Raw genomic sequence first — 14,337 nt, 5'->3', positions numbered from 1 at the left:
CCGGCAACCAATGGGACGGAGCGCCATGGGCGAGCGTGACGTGGAGCAGACGAGACAACCGACGGAGAAGTCCGGAGAGACCGACAACGCCAAGAGCTCAGAACGCCCAAGCCTGACTTCGGACGACCGTCAGGAGCGGAACCAGCAGAACGACCGGACGAGCGGCTCCACCCGCGACGGTCAGGATCGGCCCTCGCTGCCGAGCGCGCAGGACCACCGCACGGACGGCGGATCGCCGAACACCCGGAGCGACATCGAAACCGTGCACCGGGACCACGCTCCGTCGAAGGATTCGGCGTCCGCCTCCGATCACCACGCCGCCAAGCACAAGGATGTCGGCGACACCGTACGAACCAGCGTGGACAAGAACGGAAACCAGCACACCATCACCGACCACCACAACTCCAAGGGCGAGAAGACGGGAAGCACCGACACCTGGAAGGAGAAGGCGCGTGACGGAACCATGCACGAGCACACGAAGGAGACGGTCGGAAACAAGACGGTCGCGCATTCGGAGACCTGGCAGGACCGGAACGGCAACACACACGTGAAGACGGACCACTTCGAGAACGGGACCAAGGATCGTTCGACGGAGAGCTGGAAGGAGAAGGGAGCCGACGGAGCGCAACACGAGCGTTCGATCACGCGGGACGCCCACGACAACAAGCTCTACGGCAACGACCGGTGGCGGGACGAGAACGGAAACGAACACAGCCGCATCGACAACTACGACGACAAGGGGAAATTCGCCGGGAGTACAGAGCGGTGGCAGGTGCAGGGGGCCGACGGAAGCACCGACACCTTCTCCGACCACAGGGACGTGAACGGGGAGAGGACGATCACCCACGGCTGGTCGGCCAAGGAAGGTCCGGTCGAGTTCACCAAACACTACGACAAGAACGACAAGCTGACCTCGACCGACATGAAGTGGCAGACCACGAAGCCGGACGGCACGACCACCGCCCATGCGGAGCACTGGGACCGAAACGGCACCACCAAAACGGATGTCACGCGCGCACCGGACGGCCTCAAATCCACGCACGTCGAACAGTTCGACAAGAACAACAATCCGACCCGCACCGAAGACCGCCAGGAGGTCGTCAAGGACGGAAGGATCCAGGAGACCGTCACCACCAAGACGACGACCACCCGTTAGAGGGTGAAGACCACGACGTGGGCGCGGTCACGCAGCCGAGCTCGACCGTCGTCTCGACCGGACGCACCGACGCGGACAAGGCCGACCGGCTACGGCCCCGCACGAAATTCTGGCCACAACGTGGTCGAACGGGCGGTCAACCGGTGCAGACGGTTCCGGACCGCGACCACCCGCTACGACGAACGTGGCTACGTCTTCCCCGGCGCGGCGGCCTGTCCACTGAACGGCTCTGTCGCAGATTCGGTGGTGACCAAACGTCTGGCTGCGTCACAGTGAGTCGTTATTGATCTTGATGAGCTGGTCGGCGTGGTGTTCTCGGGATTGTCGCCACTGGTGGTGAAGAACGTCGTGGACGAGGGCCAGCGGATCCGCGTGCGGGCGCAGACCCCGGACAGGCCGGTCGCCTGCTCGGCGTGCGGAGCTGCGACAACGCAAGTCCACGCCTATCACGACCGGACCGTGGCCGATGTCCCGGTCGACGCACGCCAGGGTGCTGGTGGTGGTGCGGATCCGCCGTCTGGTCTGCCCGACGCGTGGCTGCCGTCGGACCTTCCGTGAACAACTGCCTGGGGTGCTGGAGCGTTACCAGCGGCGCACACCACGTCTGACCTCGCAGATTGGTGCGGTGGTCCGTGAACTGGCAGGACGAGCCGGCGTGCGCGTCTTATCCGCGCTGGCCGTCGCCCAGTCCCGGCACACCGCGCTGCGCCTTCTGCTGCGTCTGCCCACACCCCAGCCCCGGGTGCCGCGGGTGCTCGGCGTGGACGACTTCGCTCTGCGCCGGCGTCACCGATACGCCACCGTGCTCATCGACGCCGAGACACGCCAGCGCGTCGACGTTCTGCCCGGCCGCACCGCCGACGTCCTGGAGGCCTGGCTTCGCGCCCATCCCGGGGTGCAGGTGGCGTCGCTGGCGAGCTCACCTCGCAACTGGTGGCACACCTGCTGCGACGAGCTGCGCTCGGATCTTGAGCGGATCCGGACGGAACGCGAGACCGGCCTGGCGACGGCGCGCGGTTAACGGTTTGTCGACTGGCCCGTGGTCAAGGGCGCGGTGGACTTGCGGTGGTGAGAGGCGCGGGCTTTGGCGCGGTTCCCGCAGATGTCCATGGAGCACCAGGTCCGGCGCCGATTGCGGGAGTGGTCGTAGTAGGCCCATCGGCAGCTCGGCTCGCGGCAGGCCTTCAGCCGTGTCCAGGTGCCTTCCGCCACGGCCTCGGCCACGACGGCGAGGAGCCCGGCCAGCGCCGCCTCCACTGGCGTCCGGGCGCGGGCCGCCAGCCGGGGCGGGGAAACGGTCACGTCGAGCATCAGCGGGAAGTCGCGGGTGAGTTCGGCGAGTTCGGCGCGGGCGGCGGGGTTGAGGCCGTCCGGACGCGGACTCGAGATCGGCTCGGTGTTGTTCTCGGCGATCAGCGCGCGTAGTCCCTCGCGGATCCATTCGGCACGGTCGCGCTGCTCGGCGTTCACCACCGTGTCGACCGGCATGAGGCCGCGGGCGTGCAACCACGTCGCCAGCTGTTGCGGGGTTGCGATCTCGTCGCCGTCCCGGCGGCGGGTGTTGATGAACTCCTCGATCACGCGCAGCGGCATCGGCGCCGTCCCGGTCGCGAGGTTGTCCGGCACAGGCTCGGAGACATGCTCATCCATCACGTCCCGCAGCCTACCCGGCTATCGGCGATGATAGGTTACATAACCGGCGTAAGTGATACGTCAGTTAGATCAGGAGGGATCACTGGTGAGCATCAGCATCGGCAACATCTGCATCGACACCAACGACCTGGGCCGCAGCACCGCCTTCTGGCAAGCGGTCACGGGGTACCAGGTCGCGTCCTCGGACGAAGGCACCACCTACCTGGAGGACGCGAACAAGAGTGGCGTCGGCCTGTCCCTGCAGGCCGTGCCCGAAGGCCGGGAGGGCAAGAACCGGCTGCACCTGGACCTGTTCACTGATGACCTGGCAGGCGAGGCCGACCGGATTCAGGCCCTGGGCGCGAGCGAAGTGCGGCGCTTCGACAGCTGGGTCGTGCTGGCCGACCCCGAGGGAAACCAGTTCTGCGTCGTCGCCGCATAGACACACTCGCCAACGCGCGACACCGGTTCCCGCCACTACAGAAGGACAGATATGGCCTCCGTGCAAAAAGAGATCATTATCGATGCCGACCCCGCGGCCGTGTGGGCGATCATCAGAGACTTCACCGACGGGCCCGTCCGGATGGCGCCGGGCTTCGTTACCGACAGCCGGCTCGACGAACCGGACGTCAGGGTCGTCACGTTCGCCGACGGAACCGTGCTACGGGAGCGGCTCATCGCGCTCGACGATGAGCCGCGCCGGCTCGTCTTCTCGGTCATCGGCGGCACCATGCAGCCCGCACACGACAACGCGTCGATGCAAGTCGTCCCGCACGGGGACGGCCGCAGCCGGTTCGTATGGATCCACGACGTGCGACCGGACGACCTCACCATCCCGATGGGCGCCGGAATGGACCACGGCCTGAACATCTTCAAGCAGACGGTGGAGTCCTCCAGCGAGCATCTCGGCTAGGTCAGTCGCGTCATTGCTGGTCGCGGTCCTCCCCGGTGAGGACCGCGACCAGCTGCGTGACCGGACGGGACTACCCCACCGTTCAGCGGCAGGCCGGTCTTGGCTGGTCCGGCGACCAGCCGCGCCCGTTCACCCGTGGCGGGTTTCCCAGTTATGCGGGCGGCGGGCGCTCACCCGGTTAGATCACCTGGTGGTATGTGGGAGTCGTAAAGGCGCTGCAACAAGTGGTTGAGTCGCTCGCGGTCGGTGGCGTTCAAGGCGTGGAGGAAACGGTCTTGTTCGGTGGCCGCCGCGTCGGCGACGGTCGCGAGTAGGGCGTTTCCCTTGCCGGTGAGGGTGACGGTGCGGCGTCGGCGATCGGTGTCCTCTGGACGCCGTTCAATGAGGCATCCCGCGGCCAGTGTGTCCAGAACGAGCACGATGTTGCGCGCGTCCATCGCGACGAGCTCAGCCAGGCGCCGCTGGCCCACCGGTCCGTGCTGGTAGAGCGCGACCAGCACGGTGTACTGCGCCTGGGTCAGCCGATGCTCGGCCAGGAACGCCGTCCAGGAACGCGCCGTGAGCGAGCCCAGGCGTGCCAGCAGGAAGCCGGTACCGCGTTCGTAGGCGGCCCGTTCGTTGTCACCGCTCATGGACGCCAGCCTATCCAATAGACATGTCGCATGTCGTTTGATAGACATGCCACATGTCTATCAACCAGCGAAACTCCACGGTGACGATCGACGATCTCGCGCTGCACGTAGTCGAGTCCGGGCCGCCCGGGGGACGCCCCTTCCTGTTCCTGCACGGCTGGCCGGAGTCGTGGCGGACGTGGCTGGGCGTGATGGATGCCGCGGACGCCGGGCCACCCGAGGCGCGGATCATCGCCATCGACCTGCCCGGCATCGGCGAATCCACCGGCGTGGCCGGGCGCGGGTCGAAACTCCGGCTGGCCGAGACGGTCCACGCCCTGGTGCGGTACCTGGACCTCACCGGCCTCACGCTGGTCGGCCACGACGCGGGCGGGATGGCCGCCTACGCTTATCTACGTCGATTCGACGACGTCGAACGCGTCGTCATCATGAACACCGTCATTCCCGGCATCGATCCGTGGAACGAGGTCCTGCGCAACCCCTACATCTGGCATTTCGGCCTGCACGCCGTCCCGGACCTGCCGGAGACCCTCGTCCGGGGACGCCAGGCCGAGTACTTCGACTACTTCTACGACGTGCTGTCGGCGGATCCCGGCCGGATCTCCGCCGCCTCACGAGCGGCCCACGCCGCCGCGTACGGCGATGATGCCGCGCTCACCGCGGGATTCGACCTCTACCGGGCGTTCCCGCAGGACGCCTCGGACAATGCCGCGTTCGCCGAAGCCGGTGCCGTCGACATCCCGCTGCTGTACGTGCGAGGCGACCGTGAAGGCGGCGACATCGACGCCTACGCCCGGGGCTTCCGCGACGCCGGGGTGAAGAACCTGACCACCGCGACGGTGCCAGACGCCGGCCACTTCGCCCAGGAGGAACAACCCGCCGACGTCTGGCGGATCATCAGCGACTTCGCTCACAGCACCGCGAACTGACCGGCGCCGGAGGTCACTTGTAACCGCCGAGATCGCCGCCAACACGACGAACCTACGGAGAACACAGACCACTCAATTGTCTGTCACGGGAATCTCAGGGGTCTGTCCACTGAACGGTGTAACTCGATCTTGATTGGTTCTATCGGGGGTTCGGGGACGGCCGCCCGGCGACGGTAACCGTCGTGACGTTGATCATCTGACTCCGCACCTGATCGGGGGTCTAGTCGATGACGACGTAGCGGAACGAGCTGTACTGGTCGTTGTAGACCGCGTTCTGCGGGCGGCTGTGGCCCAGGTTCTCGATCCGGTGCGCGTGGCCGCGCCAGTAGGAGTCGGTGTAGAACATCGCCGCGTTGCGGCTGGCGATCACGCTGATCGAGGAGATGCTGTCGTTGACGCTGGTGCCGTCGAGGTAGCGGTTGTTGGAGAAGTTGTTGTCGGCCGTGGTGAAGCCGGCGACGGTGCCCGTTCCGTTGCTGTTCTTGTATACGCAGACGGCGTCGGTGCAGGCGAAGGCCGAGGCCGGCGAGACGTTCGTCACGACGGTGGCGGCGGCGAGGACGGCCACGGCCGCGAGTGAGCGTGTGACACGGTTCATTCGGTTCGGTGCCTTTCTCTGGAATGAACCGGACAGGAGGACTCCGATCCGGTGACAAATGACGTCATTTCGCGGAAACAACGGTCCGGGCGGCGGAAACAAGGGAGGCGATCGCGTTTCTCCCCTCTTCCAGTTCGGCGCGGTGCTCGAATATCGCGCGTTTCTGATAAGCCGCCTCGACGAGCGCCCAGGTAACGACGACTTTCGTCTGCCGTTTGCACCGGACGTCGGAGACCGCGGTGGTGATTTCCCGAGGGGTCGGTTCTTCGGTCTGGAAAGCGGCGTCGTTGTTGGCCGCGCGCGGATTCGGATAGTGATGACCGAGGCGGGCCATGCACGACGACCACGCCGCGAACACGGCGGCGACCCGGCTGTCGCGCACGGACTGCTCCCAGCTCCGGCTCTTCAGGTCGTCGACCAGCCGCATGGCGGCGGCCGCATCCTTCGTGGGAGCGAGCCCGGTGACCGCCTCTTCCTCGCAGTCACCGGCCCCGGGGTGGCGGGTGGGCGGCCCGCTGATGGCTTGTTGCGCCTCGGACAGGTGGTATCCGCGTGTCTGGGCCGCGTTCTCGTCTTCCAGCAGGTAGCGCTCGTGGTTGAGGGGGACGGCGGGAGCCGCGTCCCGCACGGGGACCGTGAAGCCCGACCGGGCCATGCAGCCCCGGAACAGTTCGGTGCGGGCCCGCGCCACGACGAGCTGGTCCTCCGGCGACACCTGGTAGGCGTCGAGCGGCAGGACCGGCGGCCGCCCGTCGAGGCGGAGAGCCGGGTCGAGTGGCGGTTCCGGTTCCGCCGTCGTGCAGGCGCTCAGGAACAACAGGAATGCCGTCGCCACGACCGGTACGCCGGACATGCGGAAAACACGAATCACCCCCGAAACCCCCGAATCCCCGTTCGGCGAACAATATGCGTTCGCTTATTTCTCCCGTGGACCCATGTTCGCAAGCGTCAAGGGTTCGTTGTTGTCCCTGTGTGCCAGGGCATTGACTTCTCGCGCCAATTGCGGTGATCGAATACCGCAATGCCGGTCTTCGTCAGCGCGATTCCTTGGTGGGAACCACCGCCAGGGTGCGCAGGACGCAGAACTCGTTGCCCTCGGGGTCGGCCATGACCACCCAGCTCCGGTCCGGGCCTTGGCCCAGGTCTCTTCTGACGGCGCCGAGGCCGAGCAGTCTGGTCACCTCGTCGTCGGTGCTGCGGTCGATCGGGCTCACGTCGAGGTGGAGCCGGTTCTTCACGGTCTTGCCCTCGGGCACCCGGATGAACTGCAGCGTGGGTGGCATCTGACGCGCCAGCACCTGCTCGACGGTCGGCTCCCAGGAGCCGATCTCGACCTTGCCTTCGCCGCGGTCGATCACCTTGAAGTCCAGGACCTCGCACCAGAAGGCTGCGAGTCTCTCCGGATCGTGGCAGTCGATGGTCAGCTCGGTGAATCTACTCGTCATGTCTCTTCCCGGTGTTCGAAGGCGTTCCGAACCATGCGGAGAGCGCCTCACGGAGCGAGGCCGTGGCGCTGTCCGCCGTCTCGTCGAGGCCGGCGGCCCAGGCGACGTGGCCGTCCGGGCGGATCAGCAGGGCGTCGGCCGGTCGGTCCTCGGTCTTGGCGGTGTGGACGTCCAGTCGATGCTGCCAGCCCCGGGAGGTCCGGCGGAGCTCGGGGCGGTCGGCCAGGTCGAGCAGGACGGGCCGGGCGGAGTGCATGAGTTCGGCGAGGCCGGTGATGCCCTGGCCGGTGTGCAGGGTGAGGTCGGGAGCGAAGGCGCCGGCCAGCGGGTGAGGTCCGGCGCCGGGCATCGGATAGCGGATGTCGGTACCGGCGACGAGGGCTCCCATGCGGCGCAGCGGCTGCTCGTCGGCGAGCAGTTCGGTGAAGACCTCCCGCAGCGCTTCGGCGGCCGCGTCGTGCCCGCGCCGCAGAGCCACCTGCGCTCGCGTGTGCAGCAGAGTGCGGGCGCCGGCCAGATGGCGTTCGGTGTGGTAGGTGTCCAGCAGGCCGGCCGGGGCCGTGCCGTGGACGTCGGCGGCCAGCTTCCAGGCGAGGTTGACCGCGTCCAGCATGCCGGCGTTGAGCGCCACTCCGGTGGCCGGGAACAGGTGCGCCGCGTCACCGGCCAGCAGGATCCGCCCCTCGCGGTAGCGTTCGGCCTGGCGGGCCTTGAAGGTGAAGCGCGACAGCCGGGTCGATCCGGCCAGGGGCAGGTGGGCGCCGAGCACGCGGTGGACGCTGTCCTGCAGTTCGGTGAGGGTCATCGGGACGTCGTCGTCGTATTCGGTGGTCTCGTCCTCGACGGTGTAGAGGGAGACGGACGGCGTGCCGGGCGATGAGCCGACGCCGAACAGGCCCCGGTCGGTGCGGGTGAATCCGGCACGGACGGCGCCGAAGCCGGGGACGTCGAGATCGCCGTTGCCGAGAACGGTGACCGTGCCGGGCAGGGTGACCTGGCCCAGCCGGTTGACCTCGGGATAGGTGGTGCCGGGGAACGGGATGCCGGCCCAGTCACGGACCCGGCTGCGCGCGCCGTCGCATCCCACGAGGTAGCGGGCGCTCACCTGATAGGGGCCCTCCGGCCCGCGCACGTCGACGGTGACCGCGTCGCCGTCCTGGTTCACCCCCGTCACTTCGTGCCCGCGGCGCAGGTCCACGCCGAGTTCGCCGGCGCGTTCGCCGAGCAGCCGCTCCAGCAGTTGCTGCGGCAGCGGCAGGGCGTGCATCGGGGGATCCTGCATCCGGGTGAAGTCCAGATGCACCCCGCCGAACGGGAACCGGGGAGCGGGCATCGGGCCGGTGCAGGCGGCTTGGAACCGTCGCAGCAGGCCTCGGTGGTGCAGCAGCTCCAGGATCTGGCCGCCCAGTCCGCCGGCCTTGGGGGTGCCGCGGGGCCGCGGCTGCCGTTCCAGCACCAGCGGCCGCACTCCGGCCAGGCGCAGTTCGGCGGCCAGCATGAGACCGGTCGGACCGGCGCCCACGATGATCACGTCGGCATCGTGCTTCATCATCGATGACCTTTCTATCGTGCCGTTCAGCCGGCACTCCGCCAGCGGCACCATCGCCGCGGCGCCGTGACCAGGCGAATCCGTACGTTTTGAGGATCAAGTACGGTGAACGTCCGGAACACGACGAAAACCGGAAGATCACCTTCAGCAGGAGTGAACGGAGCAGGTCCGACTTCCAGCATCCGCACGCCGACACCGGGCCCGGCTACTGGTACGACGCCTACGTCCCGCGCTTCACCCGGCGCGGACGCCAGATCGAGCGCGGCCCCGTGATCCGGGACGCGGAAGAGGCCATGACCCTCGCCAGCATGGACGGGCTCGTCGTGCTCTTCCCCGCCCACGTCGCCCGCTACTGGGCCCGGCCGGACATCGCCTACCTGCCGGTCACCGACATGGAGCCGTTGCCGTACGCCCTGGTGTGGCGGAGCGAGGCGGAGAACGAGCCCATCCGGGCCCTGGCGGGGATCATCCGCGACGTGGGCCCTCTCCCGGCGGCGCCCGCGCCCCTGAGGTGAGGCCCTCGGAGCGGGTGACGGATCGGCCTGATCCCGAACGTGCGGGTCAGCCCCTACGAAGCCCCGGGTCACTACCAGGCGACCTCGTCGTTTCCCAGATCGTCGAGCAGCCGCCGCACATATTCCGCCTCGGCGGCCACCACCGCCCGCTGATACTCCGTCTCCACCAGGAACACCCGGGGCAGGAAGGTCGCCCCGTCGGCGAGTTCGGCGTCGAGGGCCGCCACGCGGGTCTCCAGGGCGGTGAGCCGTTCGGTCAGCGCCTCGGCGGCCTCGGGCACGGTCAGCACCGGCAGAAAGGCGAGGGCCGCCGGGAACTCGGGGAACTCGCGCCTGGGGGCGGCGAGCATGGTGCGCATCCACTCTTTCAGCGTGTCGCGGCCGGCCGCCGTGGGTTCGTAGACGGTGCGTTCGGGGCGGTTCTCGTCGCGGGCCGTCGTCTGGACGGCGATCAGGCCGTCGCGGAGCAGGCGGTCGATCGTCTGGTAGACGCTGTTGCGCTGCGCGACGTTGACGACGTCGTCCTTGTGGCGCTCCTTGATCAGTTGCTGCATGCGGTACGCGTGCATCGGCGTCTCCACGACCAGTGAGAGCACCGCCATCGCCAGAGGAGATCGCCGGGGTGTCATGACGGCCATCGTATTTGTTAGTCATATTATGTATAGTCATAATATGACCAAGGATGCTTTGATCATAGGTGGCGGGATCGCCGGGCCGGTCACGGCCATGGCACTGCGGAAGGCCGGGCTCGGGGTCCGGCTCTTCGAGGCGTACGACCGGGGCTCCGACGGCGTCGGGGCGTTCCTGACCCTGGCGCGCAACGGGCTGGAGGCGCTGAAGGTCCTCGACCTGCACGACCTCGTGGCCCATCTCGGCATGGACACCCCCGAGGGGGTGATGGTCAACGCCAAGGGGCGCGAACTGGCCGTCATCCCGCAACCGAGCCGGACGCTCCGGCGGGGCGACCTCTACCGGGCGCTGCGCGACGAGGCCGTCCGGCGGGGGGTGAGCGTCGAATACGGCAAACGGCTGACGGACGCGGCCTCCGTCGGCGGGGGCGTACAGGCCCGGTTCGAAGACGGGACCACGGCGGACGGCGCGCTGCTCATCGGCGCGGACGGCCTGTGGTCGCGGACGCGGACGATCATCGACCCCGCCGCGCCCCGGCCCCGGCACCTGGGGCTGCTCAACACGGGCGGATTCGCCGAGGGGGTGCGGGTGCCGGGGCGGCCCGGCGTCAGCCACTTCGTCTTCGGCCGGCGCTGCTTCTTCGGCTATCTCGTCCACCCCGACGGCGGGGTCTGGTGGTTCGCCAATCCGGCCAGCCCGAAGGAGCCCACGGCCGCCGACCTGGCCGCCGTCACCCCGTCGGCGCTGATGGAGCTGTTCCGCGACGACGCCGGGCCGATGCGCGACATCATCGCGGCGACGCCCCACGTCATGCCGGCCTGGAACACCTACGACCTGCCGACCGTCCCGAACTGGTCGAACTCCCGCATGGTGATCGTCGGCGACGCCGCCCACGCGACCTCCCCGTCATCGGGGCAGGGCGCGTCGATGGCGATCGAGGACGCCGTCGTGCTGGCCAGGTCCCTGCGCGACCACGACGTGCCCGACGCCTTCGCCGTCTACGAGCGGCTGCGCCGGGCGCGGGTCGAGCGGATCGTCGCGCAGGGCAAACGCAACGGCGACGGGAAGGCGCCGGGGCCGGTCGGCGCCTACCTCCGCGACCTCTTCCTGCCGGTGGTGCTGCGGCAGGTGGCGAAACGGGGCTCCCTTTCCTGGATGTACGACCACCGCATCACCTGGGACGAATCCGTCTAGACCCGGGTCCCGCTCTCATGGCTGTCGGTCCCACCGCCCTGGCGCGCGAATTTCACCCGTTGTTCGGCGGCGTCCCGCCACCGGCGCCATCGCCCGGACCGCGGTCAACGTGCGCTCCGGCGCCACCTCCCGCCTGGCCGCGCTCGCCCACGCCGCGATCCTCGCCCTGATCGTCTACGCCGCGGCCGATCTGGTCGCCCGCACCCCGCTGGCCGCGCTGGCCGGGGTGCTACTGGCCACCGCGGTGCGCATGGTCGAGGCCGGCTCGGTCAGGCGATGGGCCGCGTCACCCGCGGCGACGCGATCGTGCTGGCACTGACGGCACTGGCCACAGTGGCCTTGGATCTGGTCCAGGCGGTCATCCTCGGGCTGATCGTGGCCGGTGTGCCGGCGTCGCGCGCCATCGCGCTGTTCTTCGCCGCCGTTCACCGCTTCCTGCTGGAGTTGTCCGAGGTCCCCGCCGGCCGTGACCACTTGCGCCATCACGGAATGCTGCCAGACCACCCCGGCCATCCCGCCGCGACCGTGCCACCGCGCAACCCGTGACAGGAAGCGGCGCTCCCGTGGAGGGTGACGTATTCCGGCCCCCCGGTCCGCATCGAGTGGGTCTGGCTGATGGCGGGCCGCGCGCGTCCCGGGTTGATCGGATGGCGGCGCTGATGGGCGCGGTGCTTCTTGAGGAAGGGCATGCGTGCCGCTCGCCGCGGTTGGGCTGAGCGGCACGCATGCCGACGGTTCAGCAGGCTACGAAGGAGACCTTTGTGGAGGTCGTCACGACCCCCCACTGGCCGGACGGCTGGTTGCAGCCGGACCAGCGCTGTCCGACGAGTTGCGTACCGCTGTAGTAGCTGGTGACGACGAGGTTGTCGCCGCCCGGCGGGGGCGGAGGAATGGCATGGGCCGGGGTGGAGCCGAGAGCGATGGTACCTACGACCAGCGCCGCGGTAATGATCCCGCGTGTGATTCTCATGAGTCTCCCTTCGGATCGATGGGTTCCTCATTCTTTTCCTGGCCGCTTGGGCAGGGCTTGGGAGGAACTGAGACCACAGGAGACGGACAAGGGGCGCCGAAAGGGCGCGGGCAGTCCGCAGCGCCAGCGTGGCTGCCGCGCTTCCGTGGTCCGGCGGCCGTAGGCGGCACCCGGCGTCGTGTGCTCGGAGGGATCGTCAACGGAGCGGATGCCTGAACCAGGCGTTCGGCCTCAGGTAGACGGCGTGGCCGTGGTCCACGTAGCAGTGCACCCGGAGTGAGGGCGCCCGGCACCTCGATCGAGCCCGCACGGTCGAAGGGCAGCCCGGTCCACGTGCGCCATTCGGCCGGCGTGCCCGCGATGACCATGGAACGTGGCGCCACCTTCAGCAGCTGGCCGCCCGCGCGCACGTGCACCCGCAGCCACGGGCCGGAAGGAAGGCCGTCGTCGCGCGTGCGCCACGCGTACTCGGCCATGGGGGTTCGCGGTTCCAGGTGCTTGCGGCTGGGCCGGACCGGCGCGAGCAGTTCGGTGCAGCCGAGACGCGCGGCATGCTCGCGCAGGGCCGCCAGCATGATCGAGGACAGTCCTGACCTCCGGCCACCTGCAGGTCATGGCCCATACCGCCTGGGCCAGGCCCGGCCGCTCGGCGAGCGTAGTGATCGTGAACGACATGTCGGTCTTCCTCTGTGCGGGGGCAATGGCTCGAACGGGAAGTGGGCCATGGCCAACGATCGCCGACTTCATCGGGGCGGGAAGCGGCGCCCACGCACGCTAGAGATTCGGCTTGAGCGGGGCTTGATCGAGCAGGCCCCACCTGGGGCGGTGAGTGCCGTGCCTGCCCTGCGGCCTTGAGAACCGCTCAAGAGGTCTGCGGCACCCTGTCTCCTCCTCGGCGAAGAAGGAGGAGGAGACACCGATGAGGGCTGCCGCACGCCTGGACGTTCCGCAGATCATGCTCCCTGGCCAGGCGGCCGCCGTACCCGGGCCGATCAATCTGAACGTACGGGGCGCACCATGTGGTCCGCCGCGACCTCGGCCGGCTGCTCACCGCGGCCGGCCAGGTGCGCCGCGGCGACGCACGGTGCATCGCCGCGCTGCACGAGCACCACACCCGGCTCCTGTACGGGCTGCACCAGCACGCCTGCGAGGATGAACTGCTGTGGCCCCGGCTACGCGACCGCGCGCTGGAGGCGAGCGAGACGCTGGCCGCCGTGGAGGCCGGGCACCGGGCGTGCAACCGGTGGATCCAGGAGAGCGCGGACGCCTTCCGTTCCTTCGGCCTCGCCCCGTCCGCGCCGGGCCGGCAGCGGCAGACGACCGCGCTGTGGTCGCTGGCCGACATGGTGGAGCGTGCCAGGTGCCGCCCAAGCCGACCTTCCAGCGTCATTGCGCGGCCGAGCATGTGGAAGGACAGCCGATGAGGCCAGGCGGTGAGGGCGCTCTTGCGGCGAGGGGTGCGTTCTCCACGCATCGTCATGCCTTTTCCGCCTGTTCGGCAGGTTTGCTTGGAAACGCACGTAGGCACGGCCGCCCTGGCCCGGCGCCGCAGCACGCTCAAGATCCGCTCAAGACGGGTCGGCTACGATGCCCGAAAGCGCCGATTGCGAGGTGGGGATGTCAGCCGGAGCGGACACGCGGGCCAGGGGACGACCACGGCTGTACTTATGGATGATCGTGCTGGCCGTGGCGGTTCTCCTGGCCGATCAGGCCACGAAGATCTGGGCGGTGTCGGCGCTGTCCGACGGCGAACGTGTCACCGTGGTGCCGGGGTTCCTCCAGTTCAGGCTCTTGTACAACCCCGGGGCCGCCTTATCCATCGGGACGGAGGCCACCTGGGTGTTCGCCGTGGCGGCGGCCGTCGCGGCGGCCGGCATCCTGTACACCGCGCGACGGCTGCGCTCGCCGGCCTGGACCTGGGGCCTGGGCGGATTGCTGGGCGGCGCCGTCTCGCATCTGCTCGACCGTCTGGCACGCGACCCGGGGTTCGGCCGGGGGCATGTCGTCGACTTCATCGACTACGGCGGGCTGTTCGTCGGCAACGTCGCCGACATCGCCCTCACCACCAGCTGCGCCTTCGTGATGTTCCTCAGTCTGCGCGGGATCGCCCTCACCGGCGAACGCCGCGACGAGCCCAGTGCTCCTCCCACGTTGGAGCCCCGATGAAGGCGGCC

General features: G+C 68.8%; 18 protein-coding genes and 1 pseudogene. 11 read left to right on the top strand and 8 right to left on the bottom strand.

Annotated features, from left to right (window positions below; all coding sequences use genetic code 11):
- The first annotated feature begins 25 nt into the window (after positions 1-25).
- On the top strand, positions 26-1,156 hold the full coding sequence (locus GT755_RS29055) for a hypothetical protein (RefSeq protein WP_161482769.1): 1,131 nt from the start codon (positions 26-28) through the stop codon (positions 1,154-1,156).
- Between the two features lie 282 nt (positions 1,157-1,438).
- A pseudogene (locus tag GT755_RS29050) lies at positions 1,439-2,129 on the top strand (transposase family protein); the annotation flags it as partial.
- Between the two features lie 44 nt (positions 2,130-2,173).
- Here the strand turns inward: GT755_RS29050 and GT755_RS29045 are convergent.
- Complete coding sequence (locus GT755_RS29045) at positions 2,174-2,806, bottom strand: CGNR zinc finger domain-containing protein (RefSeq protein ID WP_235967675.1); 633 nt, start codon at positions 2,804-2,806, stop codon at positions 2,174-2,176.
- Positions 2,807-2,894: 88 nt separating this feature from the next.
- On the opposite strand from GT755_RS29045, the gene GT755_RS29040 reads away from it, so the two are divergent.
- Both GT755_RS29040 and GT755_RS29035 read left to right on the top strand, forming a co-directional pair.
- Entirely contained in the window at positions 2,895-3,230 is a 336-nt protein-coding gene (locus GT755_RS29040; protein WP_161482768.1) for a VOC family protein, read from the top strand.
- Between the two features lie 51 nt (positions 3,231-3,281).
- Positions 3,282-3,701, top strand: coding sequence for an SRPBCC family protein (locus GT755_RS29035; protein ID WP_161482767.1), 420 nt, complete (start codon positions 3,282-3,284; stop codon positions 3,699-3,701).
- Positions 3,702-3,871: 170 nt separating this feature from the next.
- On the opposite strand, the gene GT755_RS29030 is transcribed toward GT755_RS29035, so the two are convergent.
- Positions 3,872-4,333, bottom strand: coding sequence for a MarR family winged helix-turn-helix transcriptional regulator (locus GT755_RS29030; RefSeq protein ID WP_161482766.1), 462 nt, complete (start codon positions 4,331-4,333; stop codon positions 3,872-3,874).
- A 53-nt stretch (positions 4,334-4,386) separates the two neighbouring features.
- On the opposite strand from GT755_RS29030, the gene GT755_RS29025 reads away from it, so the two are divergent.
- Entirely contained in the window at positions 4,387-5,262 is an 876-nt protein-coding gene (locus tag GT755_RS29025; RefSeq protein WP_161482765.1) for an alpha/beta fold hydrolase, read from the top strand.
- A 220-nt stretch (positions 5,263-5,482) separates the two neighbouring features.
- Here GT755_RS29025 and GT755_RS29020 read toward each other — a convergent pair whose 3' ends face one another.
- The 4 genes from GT755_RS29020 to GT755_RS29005 all read right to left on the bottom strand — a co-directional run bounded on the left by GT755_RS29020 (position 5,483) and on the right by GT755_RS29005 (position 8,857).
- Positions 5,483-5,860 carry a peptidase inhibitor family I36 protein gene (locus GT755_RS29020; protein ID WP_161482764.1) on the bottom strand — a complete coding sequence of 126 codons (378 nt, stop codon included), beginning with the start codon at positions 5,858-5,860 and terminating at the stop codon, positions 5,483-5,485.
- Between the two features lie 64 nt (positions 5,861-5,924).
- On the bottom strand, positions 5,925-6,713 hold the full coding sequence (locus tag GT755_RS29015) for a hypothetical protein (protein ID WP_161482763.1): 789 nt from the start codon (positions 6,711-6,713) through the stop codon (positions 5,925-5,927).
- Positions 6,714-6,894: 181 nt separating this feature from the next.
- Positions 6,895-7,305: a VOC family protein gene (locus GT755_RS29010; RefSeq protein ID WP_161482762.1), complete on the bottom strand. Its 411-nt coding sequence runs from the start codon at positions 7,303-7,305 to the stop codon at positions 6,895-6,897.
- Positions 7,295-8,857, bottom strand: coding sequence for an FAD-dependent monooxygenase (locus GT755_RS29005; RefSeq protein WP_161482761.1), 1,563 nt, complete (start codon positions 8,855-8,857; stop codon positions 7,295-7,297). The genes GT755_RS29010 and GT755_RS29005 overlap by 11 nt, the downstream gene beginning before the upstream one ends.
- An 86-nt stretch (positions 8,858-8,943) precedes the next feature.
- On the opposite strand from GT755_RS29005, the gene GT755_RS29000 reads away from it, so the two are divergent.
- Entirely contained in the window at positions 8,944-9,369 is a 426-nt protein-coding gene (locus GT755_RS29000) for a type 2 periplasmic-binding domain-containing protein (RefSeq protein WP_235967604.1), read from the top strand.
- 71 nt (positions 9,370-9,440) lie between these two features.
- On the opposite strand, the gene GT755_RS28995 is transcribed toward GT755_RS29000, so the two are convergent.
- Positions 9,441-9,998, bottom strand: a complete 558-nt coding sequence (locus GT755_RS28995) for a PadR family transcriptional regulator (protein ID WP_235967602.1) — start codon at positions 9,996-9,998, stop codon at positions 9,441-9,443.
- A gap of 43 nt (positions 9,999-10,041) precedes the next feature.
- Between GT755_RS28995 and GT755_RS28990 the strand changes: the two genes are divergently transcribed.
- From GT755_RS28990 to GT755_RS40005, 3 genes are all read left to right on the top strand, one after another.
- The gene (locus tag GT755_RS28990; RefSeq protein WP_161482760.1) at positions 10,042-11,193 is read left to right on the top strand and encodes an FAD-dependent oxidoreductase; all 1,152 of its coding nucleotides are present in this window, start codon (positions 10,042-10,044) and stop codon (positions 11,191-11,193) included.
- 109 nt (positions 11,194-11,302) lie between these two features.
- Positions 11,303-11,512, top strand: a complete 210-nt coding sequence (locus GT755_RS40010) for a SulP family inorganic anion transporter (RefSeq protein ID WP_328794523.1) — start codon at positions 11,303-11,305, stop codon at positions 11,510-11,512.
- Complete coding sequence (locus tag GT755_RS40005; protein WP_235967595.1) at positions 11,470-11,739, top strand: hypothetical protein; 270 nt, start codon at positions 11,470-11,472, stop codon at positions 11,737-11,739. The genes GT755_RS40010 and GT755_RS40005 overlap by 43 nt, the downstream gene beginning before the upstream one ends.
- A gap of 190 nt (positions 11,740-11,929) precedes the next feature.
- Here the strand turns inward: GT755_RS40005 and GT755_RS28980 are convergent, their stop codons facing one another.
- Positions 11,930-12,163 carry a hypothetical protein gene (locus GT755_RS28980; RefSeq protein ID WP_161482759.1) on the bottom strand — a complete coding sequence of 78 codons (234 nt, stop codon included), beginning with the start codon at positions 12,161-12,163 and terminating at the stop codon, positions 11,930-11,932.
- 1,019 nt (positions 12,164-13,182) lie between these two features.
- Here GT755_RS28980 and GT755_RS28975 point away from each other — a divergent pair.
- Entirely contained in the window at positions 13,183-13,587 is a 405-nt protein-coding gene (locus GT755_RS28975) for a hemerythrin domain-containing protein (protein WP_161482758.1), read from the top strand.
- 262 nt (positions 13,588-13,849) lie between these two features.
- Positions 13,850-14,329, top strand: a complete 480-nt coding sequence (locus tag GT755_RS28970; RefSeq protein ID WP_202610648.1) for a signal peptidase II — start codon at positions 13,850-13,852, stop codon at positions 14,327-14,329.
- Positions 14,330-14,337: the final 8 nt, after the last annotated feature.

The organism is Herbidospora solisilvae, assembly GCF_009901565.1.
Lineage (GTDB): Bacteria > Actinomycetota > Actinomycetes > Streptosporangiales > Streptosporangiaceae > Herbidospora > Herbidospora solisilvae.
The sequence above is the reverse complement of the archived record's forward strand: the minus strand, read 5'-3'. Positions and strand labels throughout refer to the sequence as shown.

Bases quoted from the DNA above. Each gene is read 5' to 3' on its own strand.
- GT755_RS29055 (WP_161482769.1), top strand. From the start codon at position 26: ATGGGCGAGCGTGACGTGGAGCAGACGAGACAACCGACGGAGAAGTCC.
- GT755_RS29045 (WP_235967675.1), bottom strand. From the start codon at position 2,806: ATGGATGAGCATGTCTCCGAGCCTGTGCCGGACAACCTCGCGACCGGG.
- GT755_RS29035 (WP_161482767.1), top strand. From the start codon at position 3,282: ATGGCCTCCGTGCAAAAAGAGATCATTATCGATGCCGACCCCGCGGCC.
- GT755_RS29030 (WP_161482766.1), bottom strand. From the start codon at position 4,333: ATGAGCGGTGACAACGAACGGGCCGCCTACGAACGCGGTACCGGCTTC.
- GT755_RS29025 (WP_161482765.1), top strand. From the start codon at position 4,387: ATGTCTATCAACCAGCGAAACTCCACGGTGACGATCGACGATCTCGCG.
- GT755_RS29020 (WP_161482764.1), bottom strand. From the start codon at position 5,860: ATGAACCGTGTCACACGCTCACTCGCGGCCGTGGCCGTCCTCGCCGCC.
- GT755_RS29015 (WP_161482763.1), bottom strand. From the start codon at position 6,713: ATGTCCGGCGTACCGGTCGTGGCGACGGCATTCCTGTTGTTCCTGAGC.
- GT755_RS29010 (WP_161482762.1), bottom strand. From the start codon at position 7,305: ATGACGAGTAGATTCACCGAGCTGACCATCGACTGCCACGATCCGGAG.
- GT755_RS29005 (WP_161482761.1), bottom strand. From the start codon at position 8,857: ATGATGAAGCACGATGCCGACGTGATCATCGTGGGCGCCGGTCCGACC.
- GT755_RS28995 (WP_235967602.1), bottom strand. From the start codon at position 9,998: ATGACACCCCGGCGATCTCCTCTGGCGATGGCGGTGCTCTCACTGGTC.
- GT755_RS28990 (WP_161482760.1), top strand. From the start codon at position 10,042: ATGACCAAGGATGCTTTGATCATAGGTGGCGGGATCGCCGGGCCGGTC.
- GT755_RS40005 (WP_235967595.1), top strand. From the start codon at position 11,470: ATGGGCCGCGTCACCCGCGGCGACGCGATCGTGCTGGCACTGACGGCA.
- GT755_RS28980 (WP_161482759.1), bottom strand. From the start codon at position 12,163: ATGAGAATCACACGCGGGATCATTACCGCGGCGCTGGTCGTAGGTACC.